This is a genomic window from Wolbachia endosymbiont (group A) of Sicus ferrugineus (genome assembly GCF_947251515.1).
Classification (GTDB): Bacteria; Pseudomonadota; Alphaproteobacteria; order Rickettsiales; family Anaplasmataceae; genus Wolbachia.
In genome coordinates, this window is sequence record NZ_OX366370.1 from 649,443 (window position 1) to 668,977 (window position 19,535).

16 protein-coding genes, 2 tRNA genes and 4 pseudogenes are annotated in these 19,535 nt (G+C 35.2%); 11 read left to right on the top strand and 11 right to left on the bottom strand.

Annotated elements, in window-relative coordinates; translation table 11 throughout:
• Positions 1-60 precede the first annotated feature (60 nt).
• Both OPR24_RS03355 and ubiH read left to right on the top strand, forming a co-directional pair.
• A complete protein-coding gene (locus OPR24_RS03355; RefSeq protein ID WP_265032572.1) occupies positions 61-1,071 on the top strand; it encodes an Mrp/NBP35 family ATP-binding protein in 1,011 nt (336 codons plus the stop codon).
• A 460-nt stretch (positions 1,072-1,531) separates the two neighbouring features.
• Positions 1,532-2,680 (top strand): 2-octaprenyl-6-methoxyphenyl hydroxylase, encoded by a 1,149-nt coding sequence (gene ubiH / locus OPR24_RS03360; RefSeq protein ID WP_265032573.1) that lies wholly within the window; start codon positions 1,532-1,534, stop codon positions 2,678-2,680.
• 370 nt (positions 2,681-3,050) lie between these two features.
• On the opposite strand, the gene OPR24_RS03365 is transcribed toward ubiH, so the two are convergent.
• Both OPR24_RS03365 and OPR24_RS03370 read right to left on the bottom strand, forming a co-directional pair.
• On the bottom strand, positions 3,051-4,070 hold the full coding sequence (locus OPR24_RS03365; protein ID WP_265032574.1) for a gamma-glutamyl-gamma-aminobutyrate hydrolase family protein: 1,020 nt from the start codon (positions 4,068-4,070) through the stop codon (positions 3,051-3,053).
• A gap of 89 nt (positions 4,071-4,159) precedes the next feature.
• A tRNA-Phe gene (locus tag OPR24_RS03370) sits at positions 4,160-4,232 on the bottom strand.
• A gap of 81 nt (positions 4,233-4,313) precedes the next feature.
• Here OPR24_RS03370 and coaD point away from each other — a divergent pair.
• Positions 4,314-4,820, top strand: a complete 507-nt coding sequence (gene coaD / locus OPR24_RS03375; protein WP_265032575.1) for a pantetheine-phosphate adenylyltransferase — start codon at positions 4,314-4,316, stop codon at positions 4,818-4,820.
• Between the two features lie 68 nt (positions 4,821-4,888).
• A complete protein-coding gene (locus tag OPR24_RS03380; protein WP_006279326.1) occupies positions 4,889-5,080 on the top strand; it encodes a zinc-finger domain-containing protein in 192 nt (63 codons plus the stop codon).
• Between the two features lie 24 nt (positions 5,081-5,104).
• Here OPR24_RS03380 and OPR24_RS03385 read toward each other — a convergent pair whose 3' ends face one another.
• The 6 genes from OPR24_RS03385 to rpsB form a co-directional block, all read right to left on the bottom strand.
• Positions 5,105-5,731: a phosphatidate cytidylyltransferase gene (locus tag OPR24_RS03385; protein ID WP_265032577.1), complete on the bottom strand. Its 627-nt coding sequence runs from the start codon at positions 5,729-5,731 to the stop codon at positions 5,105-5,107.
• Positions 5,721-6,416: a polyprenyl diphosphate synthase gene (uppS, locus tag OPR24_RS03390; RefSeq protein WP_015589050.1), complete on the bottom strand. Its 696-nt coding sequence runs from the start codon at positions 6,414-6,416 to the stop codon at positions 5,721-5,723. The genes OPR24_RS03385 and uppS overlap by 11 nt, the downstream gene beginning before the upstream one ends.
• A 278-nt stretch (positions 6,417-6,694) precedes the next feature.
• Positions 6,695-7,252 (bottom strand): ribosome recycling factor, encoded by a 558-nt coding sequence (gene frr, locus OPR24_RS03395; protein ID WP_265032579.1) that lies wholly within the window; start codon positions 7,250-7,252, stop codon positions 6,695-6,697.
• Positions 7,253-7,259: 7 nt separating this feature from the next.
• Entirely contained in the window at positions 7,260-7,994 is a 735-nt protein-coding gene (gene pyrH, locus OPR24_RS03400; protein WP_265033991.1) for a UMP kinase, read from the bottom strand.
• Between the two features lie 10 nt (positions 7,995-8,004).
• Positions 8,005-8,865 (bottom strand): translation elongation factor Ts, encoded by an 861-nt coding sequence (gene tsf, locus OPR24_RS03405; RefSeq protein WP_265032581.1) that lies wholly within the window; start codon positions 8,863-8,865, stop codon positions 8,005-8,007.
• Positions 8,846-9,694, bottom strand: a complete 849-nt coding sequence (gene rpsB / locus OPR24_RS03410; RefSeq protein WP_265032583.1) for a 30S ribosomal protein S2 — start codon at positions 9,692-9,694, stop codon at positions 8,846-8,848. Before rpsB ends, tsf begins: the two co-directional genes overlap by 20 nt.
• 190 nt (positions 9,695-9,884) lie before the next feature.
• On the opposite strand from rpsB, the gene OPR24_RS03415 reads away from it, so the two are divergent.
• From OPR24_RS03415 to OPR24_RS06520, 4 genes and pseudogenes are all read left to right on the top strand, one after another.
• Positions 9,885-9,961: transfer RNA gene (locus tag OPR24_RS03415), tRNA-Asp, on the top strand.
• 137 nt (positions 9,962-10,098) lie between these two features.
• The gene (gene yajC / locus OPR24_RS03420) at positions 10,099-10,545 is read left to right on the top strand and encodes a preprotein translocase subunit YajC (RefSeq protein WP_253302548.1); all 447 of its coding nucleotides are present in this window, start codon (positions 10,099-10,101) and stop codon (positions 10,543-10,545) included.
• Between the two features lie 32 nt (positions 10,546-10,577).
• Complete coding sequence (gene glmS / locus OPR24_RS03425) at positions 10,578-12,389, top strand: glutamine--fructose-6-phosphate transaminase (isomerizing) (protein ID WP_265032585.1); 1,812 nt, start codon at positions 10,578-10,580, stop codon at positions 12,387-12,389.
• 192 nt (positions 12,390-12,581) lie between these two features.
• Positions 12,582-12,718: pseudogene (locus tag OPR24_RS06520) on the top strand (IS4-like element ISWosp8 family transposase); the annotation flags it as partial.
• Between the two features lie 154 nt (positions 12,719-12,872).
• On the opposite strand, the pseudogene OPR24_RS03430 reads toward OPR24_RS06520, so the two are convergent.
• Positions 12,873-13,157: pseudogene (locus OPR24_RS03430) on the bottom strand (IS982 family transposase); the annotation flags it as partial.
• An 87-nt stretch (positions 13,158-13,244) separates the two neighbouring features.
• Here OPR24_RS03430 and OPR24_RS03435 point away from each other — a divergent pair.
• The 3 genes and pseudogenes from OPR24_RS03435 to OPR24_RS03445 all read left to right on the top strand — a co-directional run.
• A pseudogene (locus tag OPR24_RS03435) lies at positions 13,245-13,670 on the top strand (transposase); the annotation flags it as partial.
• A gap of 55 nt (positions 13,671-13,725) precedes the next feature.
• Positions 13,726-14,118, top strand: a complete 393-nt coding sequence (locus OPR24_RS03440) for a latrotoxin-related protein (protein WP_265032587.1) — start codon at positions 13,726-13,728, stop codon at positions 14,116-14,118.
• A 45-nt stretch (positions 14,119-14,163) separates the two neighbouring features.
• Positions 14,164-15,181: pseudogene (locus tag OPR24_RS03445) on the top strand (IS630 family transposase).
• A 707-nt stretch (positions 15,182-15,888) separates the two neighbouring features.
• On the opposite strand, the gene OPR24_RS03455 reads toward OPR24_RS03445, so the two are convergent.
• Both OPR24_RS03455 and OPR24_RS03460 read right to left on the bottom strand, forming a co-directional pair.
• Positions 15,889-17,496 carry a hypothetical protein gene (locus OPR24_RS03455; RefSeq protein WP_265032589.1) on the bottom strand — a complete coding sequence of 536 codons (1,608 nt, stop codon included), beginning with the start codon at positions 17,494-17,496 and terminating at the stop codon, positions 15,889-15,891.
• Positions 17,496-19,466, bottom strand: coding sequence for a hypothetical protein (locus OPR24_RS03460; RefSeq protein ID WP_265032590.1), 1,971 nt, complete (start codon positions 19,464-19,466; stop codon positions 17,496-17,498). Before OPR24_RS03460 ends, OPR24_RS03455 begins: the two co-directional genes overlap by 1 nt.
• Positions 19,467-19,535: the final 69 nt, after the last annotated feature.

Sequence of the window (19,535 nt, forward strand, 5' to 3'; positions counted from 1 at the left end):
ACTGTTTCCGAAACAAATGTTCGTACAGTACGCACTGGTATCTGCTATGTAAGAGGTCTAATGATCAACGAAGAAATTGTAAGAGAGAACTTAAAAAAAGTTATAGAGCAAAAAAGCGGTAAAGATGTGATCGCTCTTGGCATAATATCCTCAATCATTATTAAAGGCGGGGACATTGGTTTTGCGCTTGAAGTTGCCGGTAACACGCAAGCAAACGAAGAATTAAGAAGAAATTGCGAGCAAGCTGTTAAAGCTATACCGGGGGTGAAAAAAGTGATCGTGGTTGCTACTTGTCAAAAACAAACTGGGCAACAAAAAGCTAAATTACATATCGAAGGAGTGAAAAATATAATCGTTGTAGCCTCTGGTAAAGGCGGTGTGGGCAAGTCCACAGTTGCGCTAAATCTTGCTCTCTCATTAGCAAAGTTGAAACATAAAGTTGCGCTGGTTGATGCAGATATATATGGTCCTTCAATTCCTAAAATGCTTAGCACTGAAAAATTAAAGCCAGAAATACAGGGTGGAAAAGCAATACCTATAGAAAAGTATGGACTGCATACTATCTCAATCGGCTATTTTGTTGACAAGGATCGTGCAGCAATATGGCGCGGACCTATGATCACAAAAGCACTTTATAATCTGCTCATGGGAACAAAATGGTCCGATATAGAGTATTTGATAGTTGATACACCACCTGGAACTGGCGATGTGCATTTAAGTCTTATGGAAAATTTTAACTTAACCGGGGCGATAATAGTTTCAACTCCACAGGAGCTCTCTTTAATCGATGCTCGCAAAATTTATGATATGTTTACAAAGCTCAGTATACCGATTATTGGCATTGTGGAAAACATGAGCTATTTTACTCAAAGCGGCTCAGAAATATACATATTTGGAAAAGACGGCGCAAAAAGAATGTCTGAGGAGCTGAGCATCAAACTATTAGGCAGGATTCCTCTGGATCCACAAATATGTCATGCTTCTGATTGTGGAAATCCTTTAATGCTAAGTGAAGATTTGGCAGAGATTTATGAAGACATTGCTAAAGATGTTATAGCTAAAGTGGCTTAGGTTTACCTACAATTTGAAAAACCGTCATTCCGCTACTCGTTAGCGGAATTTATACCGCGAATGAATCCACAACTGTACGAACATTGTGATTTGGACCTACCAGAAGGGTGTCATCCCAGTGCGTGACACTGGGATCCAGGAATTTTATTAAGTTGGCGAGCATAAAAATAGCTGTTTTATGTTAAAATACAACGTTTTAATGATTATGGAAAGGCTGGATTCCAGTGTCAAGCACTGGAATGACATCATCCTTTTTTCTGAATTCCAGTGTCAGCTACTTCCATGACATCGCTTACTATGTGATATAGTACCATATTGCAATGTTCGTACAGTTGTGGAATGAATCGCGGTATGACGTAGGGAAACCTTTCTTGGGTTAGCTATAGGTCTTTGTCTATAAAGTTTGTTTAAACTATTTTCAAAATAGATAAAATATAATTTTACAATTAGCGTGAATAAAATGAATTATGATGTAATCATTTCAGGTGGTGGGTTGCTTGGTCTTATTACTGCAATTGGCCTCAGTTGTGACTCTGTGTCTGTAGCTGTGATTGAAAAAAATAGTCTACCATGTGTAGTAGATGACAACCGAGCATTTGCTATTTCTCAAGGCTCGAAAAAAATATTGGAAAAATTAGGGATTTGGCAGTTTATAGAAAGCGAAGCTGAGCCAATACTTGATATATGCATATTAGATGCGGTTACTGTGCATTACAATCATAAAATGGTTGGTGAAGAACCAATGGGTTATGTTATTAACAATGCTACTATATGGAATGCAATCAACAATAATTTTCTGAATAAACTAAATATATACTCTCCACATTCCTATAAAACAATTGCTTGTGATTCAGGATATGTGGAAGTTATTCTTGATAATAACCAGGAATTAATATCATCGCTACTTATCTGCGCTGAAGGCAAAAACTCTAAACTACCAGAGTTATTTTCTATACCGACAGTGAAATTTGATTATAAACAAAGTAGCATAGTATTTAATGTAAAGCATGAACTGCATCACCAAAACTTAGCTGCAGAGCGTTTTTTTCCTGGCGGTCCATTTGCAATTCTGCCGATGAAGGGTGGCTATACTTCTTCGATAGTTTGGACAGAAAAATCTGGAATTTCAAAAATGCTAATGGATCTGTCTGAAGAAGAATTTATTATAGAGCTCAAAAAAAGATTTGGTTCTTATTTAGGAGAGATAAAATTAGAGGGTGAAAGAAAACTTTATCCTTTAAGTTTTGTTTTCGCAAAAAAGTTATATAAGGGTAGAGTTTTGCTTATCGGCGATGCAGCACATTCAATTCATCCTGTTGCAGGTCAAGGGCTTAATCTTGGAATTAGAGATGTAGAAAGTGTTATAAAGCACATAGTTGCTGCAAAAGCATCTGGTATTGATGTTGGCAGTAGTTATTTATTAAAGAAAATTTCACGTAACAGATACTTTGATAATTTTACAATGGCGCTTGCAACTGATGGATTAAATAGGATGTTCTCCAACAGAATATTCTGCGCTAAAGCACTAAGAAATCTTGGCTTGATTGCAGTTGAAAATTCAAATTTTCTCAAAAAAAGCTTCATTCGGCATGCTATGGGATTTATATAAACTACTATTTTATAGCTAATGCAAGTCAGTACGTCATACCGCCACGGTATCTCTAGATCCCGCTAACAAGCAGCGGGATGACGAATTTGTCGGTATCTGTTCAGATGCATGGCTAATGTACAAATATTGAAGCAAAGTGCGTAACACACAGCTGTACGAACATTTGTTTGCAAAGGCAGTATGTTAAGTGTTATAGCCGATTTTGCCTCAAACACAAAGGTGTCAAGCATTGGGATGACACCATTTATTGTAAGGACTTACCTCACATTTACTCTATGGTTATACTACCTTGCCGCTATCCTGAACGGATCATGACGAATTTGTCGTTTATCAAATCGTTGGTAAATCTAAAGCTATAGGTACATATCCATTAAGCACGATAAAGAAAATCATTTATAATCGCTATAGCAACTAGTGTAGACACTTGACGTTCCTTGTGATTTGATAAATAGAGGTTTTTATATGATTTTACAACAAGGGCTTCTGGATGACATTGAAAGTAAATGTTACCGTGCTTATCTTCAATAGCCTCTATTACCCCATCACTGGAAAATGCTGCAACTTTATATCCAAGTAACTCCAATTTTCTTCTATTTTCTGGTGTATTACTTACTGCCCCTGAATGAGCATCTGGAAAATATGTTGAAAACCAGCCATTTTCATTAGGTATTAAGAATTTAGCTACTAATTCCGCTAAACGACTGTTTGGAACGATCTTTATCTGCTGGAGAGGTGCATCCTCTTTATGTGGATTAGGTGCTGATTTTAAATGAGATCTTCGCTTCTCTTCATCACTCACAACACTCACTACTTCAATTCCCTTTGCATTCATTATGCCTTCACATATGCCAAGTAAATGAATTGCAGGGTTATCATCCACTATTTTTGCAATTGCTTCAGTAACAAGCTGGCGACAAGGAGTGGGGGGAAACGGTTCTGAATGAAAATTGTCTGGAATAAATATTCTATTTATTTTGTGCTCTTTAATAAACTTTGCAACTTTAACTTTTATTCGGTCTAATGTCAGCTTCTTTGCCAATGTTTCATCTTGTTTTGCGAGATTAAGTGACTCTGTCTGAATTTTTTTAAGGCTAATTATCTTATTATAATCAATCAGTACAGTCTTAACCCCAAAGTTATTAAACATCTCGTAGATATTTTGAGATAGCCCAAGCTCACATGGGTATGCCTCTTCTTCCGTTTTCAACAAACCAACAACTATGTCATTATTTACTGTATTTTCTGCCGTCAAGACAGTTGACGCTGGTTCTTCTTTTCTGGTTATATGTTGAGATGCCGGTTTTTCGCTAACATCAGCATAAGTAATATTGCTTAATAATAGAACTATAATTAATAAGATATTAAAGATTCTACTATAACATTTATACATATAGTTTACCTTCTCAACACTTATATTAATATCATAACATATTATAGAACGTTTTACAACAAAAAGGTAAGTTTGGTAAGAAAGAGAAGTGGCCTGAGCAGGAATCGAACCAGCGACACAAGGATTTTCAGTCCTTTGCTCTACCAACTGAGCTATCAGGCCAACTGTATACTTTCATTTTTAGATAAAAAATGTTATTATGTCTATCAAAAGTTTTTAAAGTAGTTTATATAAAAATAAAGGATGAACATTAATAACAGAATAGGAATCTACCCTGGCACATTTGACCCTATAACTTTTGGGCATATTGACATAATCAAAAGAGCGTGTAAACTAGTCGATAAATTAATAATAGGAGTTGCAGAAAACGTTAATAAGCATATTGCCTTTGACACAAAGCTACGCACAAGCATGGCTGAAAGTGAAATCAAAGGGCTAGGAATTGATGCAGATGTTATATCTTTTAATGGGTTGCTAGTGAAGTTTGCCAAAGGGCAGAATGCTTCTGTTATTATTAGAGGATTAAGAGCAGTATCGGATTTTGATTACGAGTTTCAAATGAGTTGGGTAAATTATAAACTTCTTCCTGAAATCGAAACCATATTTCTTCCTGCTTCTGAAGATACTCAATTTATCTCATCAAGTTTTGTAAAGGAAATAGCAAGATTAGGAGAAGATGTTAGCAAATTTGTATCAAAAGGCGTTCAAAACGAATTAATTAACCTGAATAGGATAAAAAATGGAGAATAGTGCTTGTTGTTTTTTATTTCTGAATGGGTATATTCAATATATAAAATGTTATAAGCTAAAGGAGTAGCATGTCAAAAGTGAGGGTTAATAATAGAAAAGTTTGTTGTCATGGTGATGAGAATGATGAGGGTTCCGGCCATCCATTAATATATTTAGATATGGGAGAAGAAGAGGAAATAGCCTGCCCTTATTGTGAAAAGACGTTTGTCCATGACTGTACTGTAGAAGCGGTTGGGGAGCTGACTAGGGATGAACTCTAATGGCACTTTATTTCTTCTGCAGACTTAGCTTATGTAAATAGCAATAAGAGGGGCAGTAAAAATGAAACTATCCATACGATCGAGCACTCCTCCATGGCCAGGTATCATACTTCCACTATCTTTAACACCGTAAGCTCTTTTAACAAGCGACTCAGTGAAATCGCCAAGTTGCGCTAGAATAGCGATTGCAAGGCCAATGATTGGAGAATAAAAAATTGAAAATAGACCAAAAAATATTGATCCAAAAATTGTGCACACTACTCCAGCTAAAATCGCACCAAGAAGTCCTGTCCAAGTTTTTCCAGGGCTAAGAATTGGGCAAATTTTAGCTCCACCAAAATTCTTACCAAATAGGTAGGCAGTAATGTCAATTCCCCAAATGGTTAAGACGAACCATACTAATGCGTATTTTCCCTGTGGTAGATTATATAAATATATTAATGAGGCGCTTGGTAGTGCAATCAATAATAATGCGAAAACGTATAAAATTTTGTTTCCTTGGGTTAGATTATACCATTCAAAAGAAGATAAAACTGCTATTGAAAAAATCAATAGGTAAAACGATAAATCACTGAAATATGTAGCAAAAGAAAATATGAATAATATTACTATTGAGGACAATATTCTAATTATAAAATTATTATCTACCATATTTTTTCTCTCTTTTTGTATAATCTTCTAATGCTTTGCTCAAATCTTGACAAGAAAAATCAGGCCATAAAGTATCACAAAAATATAATTCAGCATAAGCTGCTTGCCATAATAAAAAGTTGCTTAACCTTTTTTCGCCGCCAGTGCGAATTAATAAATCCAATTTTGGTAGATCTTTAGTATATAGAAATTTTTCAAATTCCTCTTCTGATACATAAGCAATATTTTCTTTTATAATATTGCTTATAGCTTGTGTAATTTCTTGCTTTGCTCCGTAACTGACTGCCACAGTGAGTAATAAACCATCGTTCTTATGTGTCATTTCTTCTGCTTTTTTAATTTGATCCAATATTTTACTGGATAACAGACTTAAATTGCCAATAAAATTCAACTTAATGTTACAGTTGCAAATGAAATTGACTTTATCTTCATTAGTTAAAACGGAGTAAAATAAATCAAATAGACAGTCAGTTTCGTTTTTGGGTCTAAGCCAATTCTCCATAGAGAATGCATACAAAGTTAAGTAGGGTATGGTTAGGTCCGTACAATACTTGGCAATATCGTATGCAACTTCACTGCCCTTTTTATAACCATCAATTTTTACCTTTCCTTGATTGTTCGCCCATCTACCATTACCATCCATAATAATTGCTAAATGTTTCGGTAAAGATTCTTGATTCAACATTTAAAGTTCACCTAAACCACCCGCCAACACTCTCTTCTGTAACCCCAGTACTCTCTTCTGTCATCCGAGTAGCTGACACTGGGATCCAGAAAAGTTTGCTTGTAGACAAGCAAACTAGCACAGAAAGTAGCTAATCTTGTACTAAATAAACGTTTTTGATGAGGTTGGATAAGAAGTTGGATCCCAGTGTCACGCACTGGGATGACGCCCTTCTTGGTGGAATTTGCTCTCAAATCACAACGTTCATATTCACTACTGAAGGTTTCTTTCATATTACCTTAGTGATGCAATATATCCTTTTCTTTGATGGACAATTCACCATCAATCTTTTTTATATTATCATCAGTAATATTTTGTATTTCCTTCTTAGCACCATGAAAATCATCTTCTGAGATCTCCTTATTTCCCTTCATTTTCTCTATTTCTTCCATAACATCTCTGCGTATATTTCTGATGGCAATCCGCGCATTTTCAGAAAACTGATGCAATAATTTTACTAATTTTTCACGGGTTTCTTGTGTTAAATCCGGAAGAGCTATACGTATGGTATTGCCCTCAACAACAGGATTTAAATTCAAGTTGGCATTTAATATAGCATTTTTCACTTCACCTACAACATTAATATCCCAAACTTTAATTGATAGGGTTTTGTTATCTATAACTGAAACGCCTGCAACCTGATTTAACTTTTGATGTCCACCATAGATATTTACAACTATACCATCAAGCAACGATGCGCTAGCTCTACCAGTGCGTACGCCTTTAATATCATTATGAAAGGACTGAATAGTTTTTAGCATTCTTTCTTTTGTTTTAGCTTTTATTTCATTTAACATAAATTACCTACTGTTTACAATCTGAAACTATAGTATAAGTACCTTGACCCTTAATAATATTGACTATTTTTTCTCCCTTCAAAGAAAAAACTATAATTGGAATAGAATTCTCACGAGCAAGTGAAATTGCTGATGCATCCATAACTTTTAAATCACGAGTCAATAAATCCGTGTAAGAAAGCCTATCATACATTACAGCATCCTCATTTTTTTTCGGATCAGCGGAGTATACACCATTTACTTGTGTACCCTTTAGAATAACATCACAATTCATTTCAACAGCACGTAAGGCTGCAGCTGTATCTGTAGTAAAAAATGGGTTGCCTGTGCCTGCTGCAAAAATTACCACTCTACCTTTTTCTAAATGACGAATAGCTTTCCTTCTTATGTAAGGTTCACATACAGTGGCCATGGGTATTGCAGATAATACCCTAGAAGCTACTAAATTTTTTTCTAAAAAGTTTTGTAAAATTAAAGCATTGATTATAGTTGCAAGCATTCCAATATAATCACTGCTTGCTCTTTCACAGCCACTTAAAGACGCAGATGCGCCACGAAAGATATTACCACCACCAACAACAATACATACCTGAACTCCAAGCCTGTTAACATCAGCTATATCTTTGCATAATTGGCTTATTATTCCCATATCATGGCCAAAAGACTGTGACCCCATCAAAGCTTCACCAGAGATCTTCAATAACACTATAGAGTATTTTACTTTATCTGCTAAGGAAGACATTTCTTGCCATTTAGTTTGCACTGCCCAAAACAAGTAACTTGTAATCAGATAATTTAATAGCACTCACCTCGCTTGATTTTATAAAATCAGAAACCTTCATTTTATCATCTTTTATGAACTTTTGTTCTAGTAAAACAACTTCTTCATAGTACTTAGCCATTCGTCCATCTACTATTTTTTTTGCTACTTCTTCAGGTTTATTTAAGCTCCTTACTTGCTCTTCAATTATAGAACATTCATTTTTCAACTTTATTTGATCTAAATCATCTATAGACAAAGCTTCAGGCTTCATAGCAACTATGTGCATCGCTATTTGTTTTCCAATTTCCTGTAACTTTGCCTTATCACCGGGTGATTGCAATGCAACTAAAGCGCCAGTTTTACCTAAACCACGTACATCACCGTGTACATAACCAGCAACAACTCCATCCTTAGTCTCTAGGTAACAAAGCTTGCTCAACTCTAACTTTTCACCAAGAACTGACGTACCATTCATAATAGCTTCCTGCACTGTGCCAATGCTTTCATACTTGGCATTTTTTAACTCATCAACGCTGATACAGCGTTCTTGATGAGCAATTGATGCTAAATTTGAAACTAACTCTATAAATTTCTCATTCCTTGCAACAAAATCGGTTTCGCAATTGAGTTCAACCAATGCACCATAATTTTCAGTCAAACACATAGCAACGAGCCCATCTGAAGCTACTCTATCAGATTTTTTGTCAGCTTTAGCAAGACCTATTGTACGCAACTTATCAACGGCTTTCTTGATGTCACCATCACATTCTTCTAATGCTTTTTTACAGTCACTTAAGCCAAGCCCTGTCCTATCACGTAATTCCCTTATATTATCTGGATTCATCTTCATTTGTTACTACCTCCCTTTCTTCTTCTTTGTAAACTTTACTACGTTTCCTTTTAGTTTGCACAATACTATCTTCTTTTTCTTGAATAAACTCATCACCTTTTATATTATCAATCTTAACTCCAGATCTTGCTAGACTAGACTCTATTCCAGCTAATATAGAGTCGGTAGCTAATTTACAATAGAGCTCTATTGATTTTCTTGAGTCATCATTTCCAGGTATTAGATAAGTAATATCATCTGGATCAGAATTAGTATCAAGTATTGCAACTATTGGAATTCCTAACTTTTTAGCCTCCTTAACCGCAATATGCTCTTTATTAGTATCAATGATGAATAAGATATCAGGAATTGCTCCCATTTCTCTAATACCACCAAGCGCCTTATCAAGCTTTTGCTTTTTCTTTTCAATGTTCCCCAATTCTTTCTTTGTTAAAATGCTATCCTCGTCATTTAATATTTTCTCATATTGCATCAAGGTTTTTATCGAAGAAGAAACAGTGCCCCAATTAGTAAGCATACCACCAAGCCATCGATGATTCACATAATATTGACCACAACGAATCGCTTCACTTGCAATAATATCAAAAGCTTGAAACTTTGTACCAACAAATAGAATGCGACCACCTTGAGATGCAACGTCATATAAAGCCTTCATGGCCACCTGTAGCAATGGTAATGTTTTTCGCAAGTCAATTATATGTATACGATTTTCTTGATGTACCCCATATATATATGGAGCCATTTTTGCGTTCCAGCGACTAATTTTGTGACCAAAATGTACACCAGACCCGGCTAAATCACGCACAGTGACTTCAGGCAAACTTGCCATATTTATTCCTCCAAATAGTTTATCTTCCATGGCATTGCCCTAAAGGGACTACTTGTACAAGCCATGTGTGAAATTAAATTATTTATATAGTAATAGAAAAGACAGCAAAGCGCAAACAAAAAATATTGACAAAGGGCAACATGTTTATTAGCTTTAAAGTCGAAGCCCGAAAACGCTAAAAAGAAATTAGGGGGGTGTAGCTCAGTTGGTTAGAGCGCATGCCTGTCACGCATGAGGTCGTGAGTTCAAGTCTCATCACTCCCGCCATACTGGTTTTAGCATAATCTAAAATCCGCAATATTATTGCCGGTATTTAGAAACGTTTTCACCAGACTTGACATGGCATGGTATTGTAATTAATACTTAAATAGGTTTGTTTTTATCATTAACAATTAGGATTAAATATGCTCATTTCTGAAGTTTTTGCAGCAGATGCAACTAGCAATGCATCAAGTATCGGCGCATCTTTTGCTAGTTTTATTCCATTGATTTTAATATTTGTGGTATTTTATTTTCTCATTATTCGCCCAAACCACAAAAAACTAAAAGAACATAGAAAAATTATAGATCAAATAAAACGTGGTGATACAGTCATTACTTCTGGCGGGATAATAGGTGAAGTTAATAAAGTTGATGAGGCAAATGCACAATTTATAATAGAAATAGCACCAAAAGTTGAGGTGAAAGTCCTAAAGTCCGCTATATCTGAAGTTTTAAACAAAGAAACTCAAAAAGTGGCAGCTAAACCAATTGAAAAAGGCAAAATCGAAAAGAGTGATAAAAAGAATAAAAATCAACCACCAGAGGAAAGTAAAAAGGGAAAAGATGATAAAGGCAAAAATGCTGCATAACTTTAAAAGAAAGTTCATTTGGTGATCCATTTATGTGCGGAATATTTGGTGTAGTAAGTAGCGGTGATTCAGTAATACCAACTTTACTAACTGGGTTGCAAAAATTGGAATATAGGGGATATGATTCCTCAGGTATAGCAATCATAAATAACGAAGGCGAGATAGAAGTCAAAAAATCAGAAGGTAAAGTTAAAAGATTGTATGAAGTTGTTGATGAAAGCAAGATGTCTCACAGTACAGTTGGTATAGCACATACTCGCTGGGCTACACATGGAGTTCCAGGCCTTAAAAATGCTCATCCCATTCATACAAATAATGTTGTTGTTGCTCATAACGGCATAATTGAGAATTACAATCTGCTAAAAAATGGTCTAGAAGAAAGGGGAATGTTATTCCATACTGATACTGACACAGAGATCATACCAAATATGCTAACCTTATATCTTGATGAAGGATTGTCGCCAGTTGATTCTCTATTTAAGTGTTTAAACAACTTACATGGCTCATTTGCCTTGGTCTTATTATTTGCAGAATATCCAGATGCCTTATTTGTTGCGAAGAGAAATTTGCCTTTAGCAATAGGCTATAACTGTAACACAGTGTTTGCTGCATCTGACTCTAATGCTTTAAGTGCATTTGTGGAAAGAATATCGTATTTGGAAGATGGTGACATTGCAGTGATAAAATCTAGTGGAGTTAGTATATACAACAATGGTACACAAGTTAAACGTAGTATAGAAAATAGTAGTCCAAGTGATTTTCTAATTAGCAAAAATGGGTATCCTAGCTTCATGTTAAAAGAGATTTTTGAGCAACCGCGTGCATTAAACAAAACAATAAATCAATTTTACAAGCAATATAAAGAGTTCAACAAAAAATTGTTTTCTGAGCGGAGTTACATTACTATAGTTGGATGCGGGTCATCTTATTTTGCCGGGCTAATAGCAAAATATTGGCTGGAAAGTGTCGCTCAAGTTCGAGTATATCTAGAAATCTCATCAGAATTTAGGTATAGCAGCGTCAAGCTAGAAGAAGGCAGCATTGGGTTATTCATCTCTCAATCTGGCGAAACTGCAGATACCATAGAAGCGCTGCGTTATGCGAAATCACAGAAGCAAACAATCATTAGTATAACTAACACATTTAACAGCAGCATTGAAAAGATCTCAGATATTGTGTTACATACTCTTGCTGGGCCAGAAATTGGTGTTGCTTCAACAAAAACCTTTTCTGCGCAACTTGCAACTTTAGCATGCTTTGCCGTAGAGCTTGGAAAAATAAAAGGTATACTGGGTGGAGAGAGAATAAAACAGCTAAGCAGTGCTATCAATTCTATTCCCGAGTATGTTGAGCACGTTTTGAATGTGATGAAAATACAACATATATCAGGCAGTATATTAGAACACAATAACGTTATTTTAATCGGCAGAGGAAGTTCATACGGAGTTGCAATGGAAGGCGCATTGAAGATAAAAGAGCTTTCATACATTAATACCATTGGTATTGCAGCAGGGGAAATGAAGCATGGTTCTATTGCTTTAATAGACTCTACTGTGCTTGTTATAGCAATTATCCCTTATGATAGTTTATTCTTTAAAACGCTATCTAATATACAAGAGATTATTACAAGAAAAGGCAAAGTAATTGCCTTCAGTGATAAGCAAGGAGCGCCATTCCTAAGGGGAGTTTGCGCAGATGTGGTGCAACTTCCAGACACTGATAATTTTATCTCTCCAATCATCTACAGTGTTGCTATGCAATTCCTTGCTTACTTTACTGCAGCAAAAAAAGGGTTAGATGCCGATTGTCCAAGAAATTTAGCTAAGTCTGTCACGGTTGAGTAGTCCATTTAAAGTTAAAGCTAGACTTCTAATTAAGGTAACCGTTCACTCAATGGCGTCAACTTAAGGAAAAATGTCTGCGATTGTGTGTAAAATTTCTCTCTAAATTTTTTCACATTAAATTATCTAAAGAGTGAAGAAAAAACGCTGTTGTTTCTGTAAAAAAGTTTAAAATGTGTCCTTTTTAGGTGAAACATGCAAAAAGGGAAAAATCTTATTTTACAAATTAAAAATACAATATACTCGAAAACTTTTCAGAAGATCCATTGTGTTGGAAAAAAAGTTTCACACGCACAAGAAAACTTCCTTTTACGACAGTATTAGACTTCCTGCATAACCAATAACGAACTTTTATTGGGAATAGAGACGAAAAAACCTACTTAACAAACTCCGCCAGCCCCCCTTATCATGGTATTGAAGGTATTCATTTATTTTCAATCTGTGCAGATTAAACGACAACAGACTCTTGTTTCAATGTTAAACAAAATACCATAGAACCCGAGGTTTTAGAGCAATAAACCTATCATACGAAGGTAGTTTGGGAAAGTCTGACCTATTTCGCAACTTTAAGTAACATATGTAAAATGATTTAAAGTTTTCATATCTAGATTGCTGATATAATAAGATTATTGTTATAATTTCAGAATACGTTATTTCAGGTACTCTTCTAGGTTTTTTACCATTGGGTAGTAATCTACTTGCAAAATTCTCATCTATTATTTTGCAATAATCATCTACAAAACAAAATAATTCTGTTATATTTTTATTCATTGGGTAACCTCCTATTATTGCTAAAATACTGGATTTTACCCTATTTCTCTTCCTCTCTCTACTCTCTTTCTAATCCATAGTTAGCGTTCTTATGGCTGGTTTTATGGGTTCAAACTACATATGGTAATCAATGAAAAGGGTGAAATTCAAGGGGTAAAAGGTAATGTTGACGATAGAAAACCAGTTCCGAATCTGACCAAAAAGCTAGTAGGTTTATTACTTGGGGATAAAGGTTATATCCAAAAAGATTTATTTCTACAATTACTTGATAGAAATTTAAAGCTTGTTACCAAGATAAAAAAAGGTATGAAAAACGCATTAATCTCGCTAAATGAGAAGATTCTCCTGAGGAAAAGATCTATCATCGAAACGTTTTTTGGTTACCTGAAAAACAGATTAGATACTCGCCATAGATCCCCTGTTAACTTCCTAGTTCACATTTTTTCTACACTCATTTCATATTCCATGCAACCCAAAAAGCCCTCTATCTCCAGCTCTTTCTTTATCGGCTAATCCATAGTTAGCGTTATTAGCTGATATGTTGCTGGCCAAGAGAGGTAAAAGACAAATGTATACTTCTTCAGCAGATAAACAGATTTCTTTGCAAGAGGCACAAGGCTATTCATTAAATATCGTAGATAAGTTTGAAGCAGAACTAAAACAAGCAGCTTTTCGTTGTGGTATATCGGTACAACAATTAAAAATTAATTTTCAAGAAGTACAATTAAGTGTACTTAAGAAAGTCATAGCGGGAAACTATCATGAAATCTCAGGTATGCTGTACTCATATGCAGAAAAAGCTTGTCCAGCATTAGAGCAAAAGGAGAAATTCTCAATGTCTTTTAAAGGTAAAATCGAGCAAATGTTGCAGAAAGAAATGATGCCTTTACTGGACAAAGCAAATGTTGATCCTTCATCAGTAATACCAATTCCCATTACAAGGCAAACAGATGGACAATGATGGAAGAAAAGCCATAATGAAGCAAGTAAAATAGTTGAGGTATAAATGGCATTAAGATTAAAATTATTGGATGAAAAAGTAGTAGAATCAGCAAAAGAAATGCTGAAGAAAGTAAGGAACAATGCATATGTTTCAAAAAAACTAAATGCTGTAATTGTGGCAAAAAAGCATAGTATAACGGCTGTAGCAAAAATATATTGAATTTCAAGAAGCGCACTAACTTCGTGGATAAAACTCTTGAAATTTGGCAGAGAAGAAAAACTGTTTGCTCCTCCATCACGCCGTAGAAAAACTAAATTAAATCAGGCTCAACTACAGCAAATTGAAGCATGTATAGAAGAAAATCCTAATATTACCATTAAAGAAATGAGAATAAGAATCCAGGAAAAGTTCGGATTAAATATCAGCAAATCTACAGTACACCGCCATATGCAAAAGATGAAATTTTCATATATTACACCAAGACCAGTACACAACGTACAAGATAAAAGTAAACAAGAGGAATTCAAAAAAAAATCTCAATGAAGTTATTGGCAAGTATCCAGAAAAAGAGCTATTTTTCTTTGATGAATCAAGGTTTGGCACACATTCGAAAGTTGGGCATGGATGGTTTAAAAAAGGCACTAGGACTCGGGTTAAAATAAAATTAGGTAGGCATAATTTTTATCTCTACAGTGCAGTTAATCCTAAAAATGGAGAGAGTTTTAGCTTATTTGCACTAAATGTTAACACTGATTGCATGAATGTATTTCTTGAGCAAATGTCGCAATATCTAGGGACAAGAGAAGCTGTTCTTGTTATGGACTGTGCTAGTTGGCATAAGTCAAAAAATTTAAAGGTAGCTAAAAATATTGAGATTATATACCTACCTCCATATTCACCTGAACTCAATCCTGTTGAGAGGCTTTGGTTATACATAAAACAGAACATTTTGCGCAATAAAATATACGATACAATTGCTCTGCTTTAGGGTGCTTTGTGCAAATTTATTACTTCTCTTGCCAGCTCCACTATCTCTCCTTGTCCCTGCACTTGCACCATGGCTTATGTTTACATCACTTAGCGAAGTACCCTGATTCAATAAACTTCTTATACCTGCCTCAATTACTCCAACACTTACTTTTCCTTCTTTTATTATTTGCTCTCTATTAATCTTTATTTCCTCTATTATTGCATTAATTACCTGTTCTGGAGATCCACTTGTACAACCTACAGCTGCTTCTACAATTTTGTCTTCACTTTCCTCATTTACTGCACTTTGTAGTTCTTCATCAAGACCTGCTAATTTACTAGCACAAACCTTAATTGCTATCCTCTCTAAGCTTTTTTCTTCTAATGCCTGCTCTAGCTGTTTTACTCTTTGAGCCTCTCGTTCTGCCCTTTGAGCCTCTTGTTCTGCCCTTTGTTCTGCCTCTTGCCTTGCCTGCACATCCTGCTCAATCCTTTTCTGCAACTCTCTTAATTTTTCTTCCCTCTTTTCCCTCTCTGCTTCTATTCTTTCTTCTTCTCTTTCCATTAACGTCTTCCTTTCCTTAAATTTCTCTTCCAACAACTTTGCCCCACGCTCCAACTTAAATAAAACTTTTCCTAGTTCTTTTGTTCTGCTCTCTCTTCCCTGATTTGATAACTCTACCCTCTTATCTCTCGTTAACTTGCCTGCTAACTCATTGCAACTATCTGATGCAGACTCCAACAACTCTTGATATGAAAGCTTTTCTATATTCTGCTTCTCTTCTTCACTAATTGAATTCTTCCCCCTATAGCATTCGTCTATACCCTTTCCACCTGTAACGTTGAAAAAAGTAAAATATAATTCATTAAATTATAATACTCTAATATTGGCTCTATAAACACTCTATCCGCCTTTCCTTCCAATAATCTTTGATTTCCTCCTAATATTTCATACTGTTCCTTGCTCTCCTTTAACAACATATCTATATCACCTTTCACTATCTCTAGTTCTTTTACCCCTATGCACCTTTTGCTTAGCTCTTCCAGATTCTTTATCCACTTCTCTCGATATAAATTTCTGTATCTTTTATAACTTTCATAAAATTCCTTCCTCACATCATTTACTACATTTCCATCTTTTGGCAGTTTGCTCAATACTTCCAAACAACTCCTTGCACTACTTAAATACTCATTTCTTCCCCTCATTAATATTTCACCTTCCCAAAAAGCTATGCTACTTAATTCACTTTTTGCCACTATGTTCACTACTTGTAAAGCATCGCGATCTATTACATTTTTTATTGGTGCATCCTCAAACAACCTATACACAACAAGGTTTTTAACCATGCTTGTATCCTTCGTAATATAATCGTGTATATTCCTTAGTGCCTGAGTCACATTGTTAATTAAAATCTGTTCACTATTTTTATTAACTTCTTGTCCTTGCTTGTCTGGATGGTAGACTTTCGATAACTTCAATATCTCTCTAACTTGTTCATTAAAGTATTTATTATGATCTTCCATAGTTTTTGTTCCATCTCTTACAGCTGCTAAACTCCTATCTAAATATAGCGGCAACCACTCCATTTTAAATGACTCAAGTCCTCTTTTAACCGTAACAGTAGTTTCATCCCCTACGCTGAAGATTCTCCTTATTAGGTTACTTGACCTTGCTTCCAGCTCATCTGTAATTTCTTCATTTTTGACTGTAGAAGAAATAATTGAACCTACACCACTTTCAGCTTTATTCAGGCCATCACTAATCGCACTGTAGGCTTCTTGAGATTTATTTTTAGCTTTTTTAAATCCATCCTTAACAGGTTTTGGAATAGAAATATTAGGCATTTTTCCCTCCATTAATTCTTGATAATTGTAAATATAACCATACTTTGCAATATAAAGTTGGTGTAGTTTTACATTCGTAAACAGTGAATACATCACTCGTGCAATAAATGAATTATCACTATAGCTTAAAGCCCTTTCTACTTTCTCCTCAGTTACTTCAATATCTTTTACCTTCTTACCCCACGGCCACCACCAATACTTTGGTACTTCATCAAGTCCTTCCAGTAATCTAAGGCAACATTCTTGACTTGCTACTCCGCCAGTATCTTTTCTTTTCGTCTTCTGATAATCAATAGCAACTGTAATTAGCACCCCAAATAATATTACCCCAAGAGTTGCCGCAGCAGTAAATGTTGCTCTACGTGTCGATGCAAATGAAATTATTGCCACAACAGGAGTAATACTGTAAGTTATAATCAATCCATTTTTTGCATAATCTGGCTGCTTATTTTCTCTTACTCTGTACAGATAATCTAACAAAGTAGGACCAAACTCCCACCCAAATATCCGATACTTTCTATGGTTTGATAAAAACTTAACAACATCTTTTTGCCACTCAGGTAAATTAGATGCATACTTCATCAATTTCTCCCCATTCCTGCATTTACACCATGACTTACGTTTACATCACTTAGTGAAGTACCCTGATTTGAGAAACTTCTTATACCTGCTTCAATTACTCCAACACTTACTTTCCCTTCTCTTATTATTTGCTCTCTATTAATCTTTATTTCCTCTATTATTGCATCAATTACCTGTTCTGGAGATCCCCTCGTACAACCTACGGCTGCTTCTACAATTTTGTCTTCACTTTCTTTACTTACTGCATCTTGTAGCTCTTCATCAAGTTTTGCTAATTTTCTACAACAAGCTCTAATTGCTATTTTCTCTGAGTTCTTTTGTTCCAATTCCTGCTCTAACTGTTTTGCTTTTTGCTCTGCACTTTGTCTTGCTCGTGCCTCCCGTTCAACCTTTTCAGTTTTCTCTTGTAATTTACGCTTCCTTAACTCATCTGCCATTCTACCAGTATCCTCTAAAAAGCTACCAAATGTATACTGTCCTTTTGCTTCCCCCCAGCCTTGATTTGCAATCCCATATAAACGTTCTATATACTTCTTTACCTCTTTATCACTTGTTACATCTCCTTCTCTCGTTTTTTTTACATGATCATACATAATTCCTTCATCAGCAAACTGATCTGCATACAATGCCCTTCTATGTAACTCTACAGCTTGGCTATCTATCACTGAATATTGTCCTTTGCTCAGACCTTGATAAATCAAATCGTAAACCATAAAAGATGGTTTAAAAATCCGCCATTCATTTCGATTCTTTTTATTTTCCCATATCTTCCTCTTCTCTTCTAATTCATCCTTTAATCTTTTTAGCTCCTTAACTATATCCTTGTATTTCTTTCCACCTATTTGTTCCAGCATAATCTTATCTTCACTGCCTCTTTTGTCAAAATTACCCTCTTTTGTTGGAAATACCGATACTAAATTTACTAACTTATCATCAAAATCAAATAAACTATCGTGCACATCTATCATTATTGTGTTATTTGACTTTTTGCTTAAATTCCTTACTTCTTCATTTTGACATATTTCTATATGACTCTTACAAAGATCCCCAGCATGAGCAAGATTGAGCAGCAACACACTGACTACTTTTACACTAGCTTCCCGCTTTTTATCCAATGCATATTTTAATAGATCATGAGTAGTGTCAACATTCACCTCCTTAGTTTGGTTGAGAATTTTCCTTTTTACCTCATCTACACCATTGTTTTTTATATCACTGTATAACACATTCTCTTGATCTCCCCTCGCTTTCATTAGATAGTAATCTAACAATTTTTCATACATCGTATGTACAAATTCTTTATCAAATAACTTCCCGTCTGTCATTCTATCAACTGCTTTTTCCTTTACTTCTTGCCTTGCTTCCAATAGCCTCTTTTTCAATCCACTCTTTTCTGCTGCAATACTACTGAGCTTACTGTTTACTTCACTTACTTCCTTTATTTTACTGTCTACACAACTTATATTTTGTAAATTATTATTCATGTAGTTGTTTACCACTTGCATTCCATTAACTAATGGCCTAAACACTGCTAAACATCCTCTAATTAGATCAGAGTACCTGTTGTTTGGTATGTAATTTACAGCTTCATCTAAAACCTGACCATTTTCGCCACCTATATAATTACTTATTTCATTTAAATAGTCCCCAACCTTAGTAGAGAAATTAGTTTGTTCCCATACTTTGCTTACAATCATCTTTTCCATTTCATCAATGATAACATTACACCCTTCTACAAAATGTAACTGAGTGAATGCTCTTACATTACGTAATGAATGAGCTGTGTACTCTGGAATACCTACTTCATTGCCTCCAACTGCACCGGTGCTATTGCTTTCGCTCATGATAGCCTCATTCTGAGTACAGTATAGAAAATTTGTACCTGGTACATTTTCTTGCTCTATAATTCTTTTATGATCCTCAGCTATTTGACGTGCATCTCTAAATAGCTTAGAAATCAAATCTTGCATATCAGTTAAGCGTCTTTCTTCCTCTCGTAACGGAACAACTTGCCCACCTTCGTCTAACGCTCACTTTCT

Coding starts and splice junctions, on each gene's coding strand:
- yajC (WP_253302548.1), top strand. CDS start 10,099: ATGCTCATTTCTGAAGTTTTTGCAGCAGATGCAACTAGCAATGCATCA.
- OPR24_RS03365 (WP_265032574.1), bottom strand. CDS start 4,070: ATGTATAAATGTTATAGTAGAATCTTTAATATCTTATTAATTATAGTT.
- OPR24_RS03460 (WP_265032590.1), bottom strand. CDS start 19,466: ATGCAAGATTTGATTTCTAAGCTATTTAGAGATGCACGTCAAATAGCT.
- OPR24_RS03455 (WP_265032589.1), bottom strand. CDS start 17,496: ATGAAGTATGCATCTAATTTACCTGAGTGGCAAAAAGATGTTGTTAAG.
- uppS (WP_015589050.1), bottom strand. CDS start 6,416: ATGTTGAATCAAGAATCTTTACCGAAACATTTAGCAATTATTATGGAT.
- glmS (WP_265032585.1), top strand. CDS start 10,578: ATGTGCGGAATATTTGGTGTAGTAAGTAGCGGTGATTCAGTAATACCA.
- tsf (WP_265032581.1), bottom strand. CDS start 8,865: ATGAAGATGAATCCAGATAATATAAGGGAATTACGTGATAGGACAGGG.
- OPR24_RS03380 (WP_006279326.1), top strand. CDS start 4,889: ATGTCAAAAGTGAGGGTTAATAATAGAAAAGTTTGTTGTCATGGTGAT.
- OPR24_RS03355 (WP_265032572.1), top strand. CDS start 61: ATGATCAACGAAGAAATTGTAAGAGAGAACTTAAAAAAAGTTATAGAG.
- frr (WP_265032579.1), bottom strand. CDS start 7,252: ATGTTAAATGAAATAAAAGCTAAAACAAAAGAAAGAATGCTAAAAACT.
- OPR24_RS03385 (WP_265032577.1), bottom strand. CDS start 5,731: ATGGTAGATAATAATTTTATAATTAGAATATTGTCCTCAATAGTAATA.
- pyrH (WP_265033991.1), bottom strand. CDS start 7,994: ATGTCTTCCTTAGCAGATAAAGTAAAATACTCTATAGTGTTATTGAAG.
- OPR24_RS03440 (WP_265032587.1), top strand. CDS start 13,726: ATGTATACTTCTTCAGCAGATAAACAGATTTCTTTGCAAGAGGCACAA.
- rpsB (WP_265032583.1), bottom strand. CDS start 9,694: ATGGCAAGTTTGCCTGAAGTCACTGTGCGTGATTTAGCCGGGTCTGGT.
- coaD (WP_265032575.1), top strand. CDS start 4,314: ATGAACATTAATAACAGAATAGGAATCTACCCTGGCACATTTGACCCT.
- ubiH (WP_265032573.1), top strand. CDS start 1,532: ATGAATTATGATGTAATCATTTCAGGTGGTGGGTTGCTTGGTCTTATT.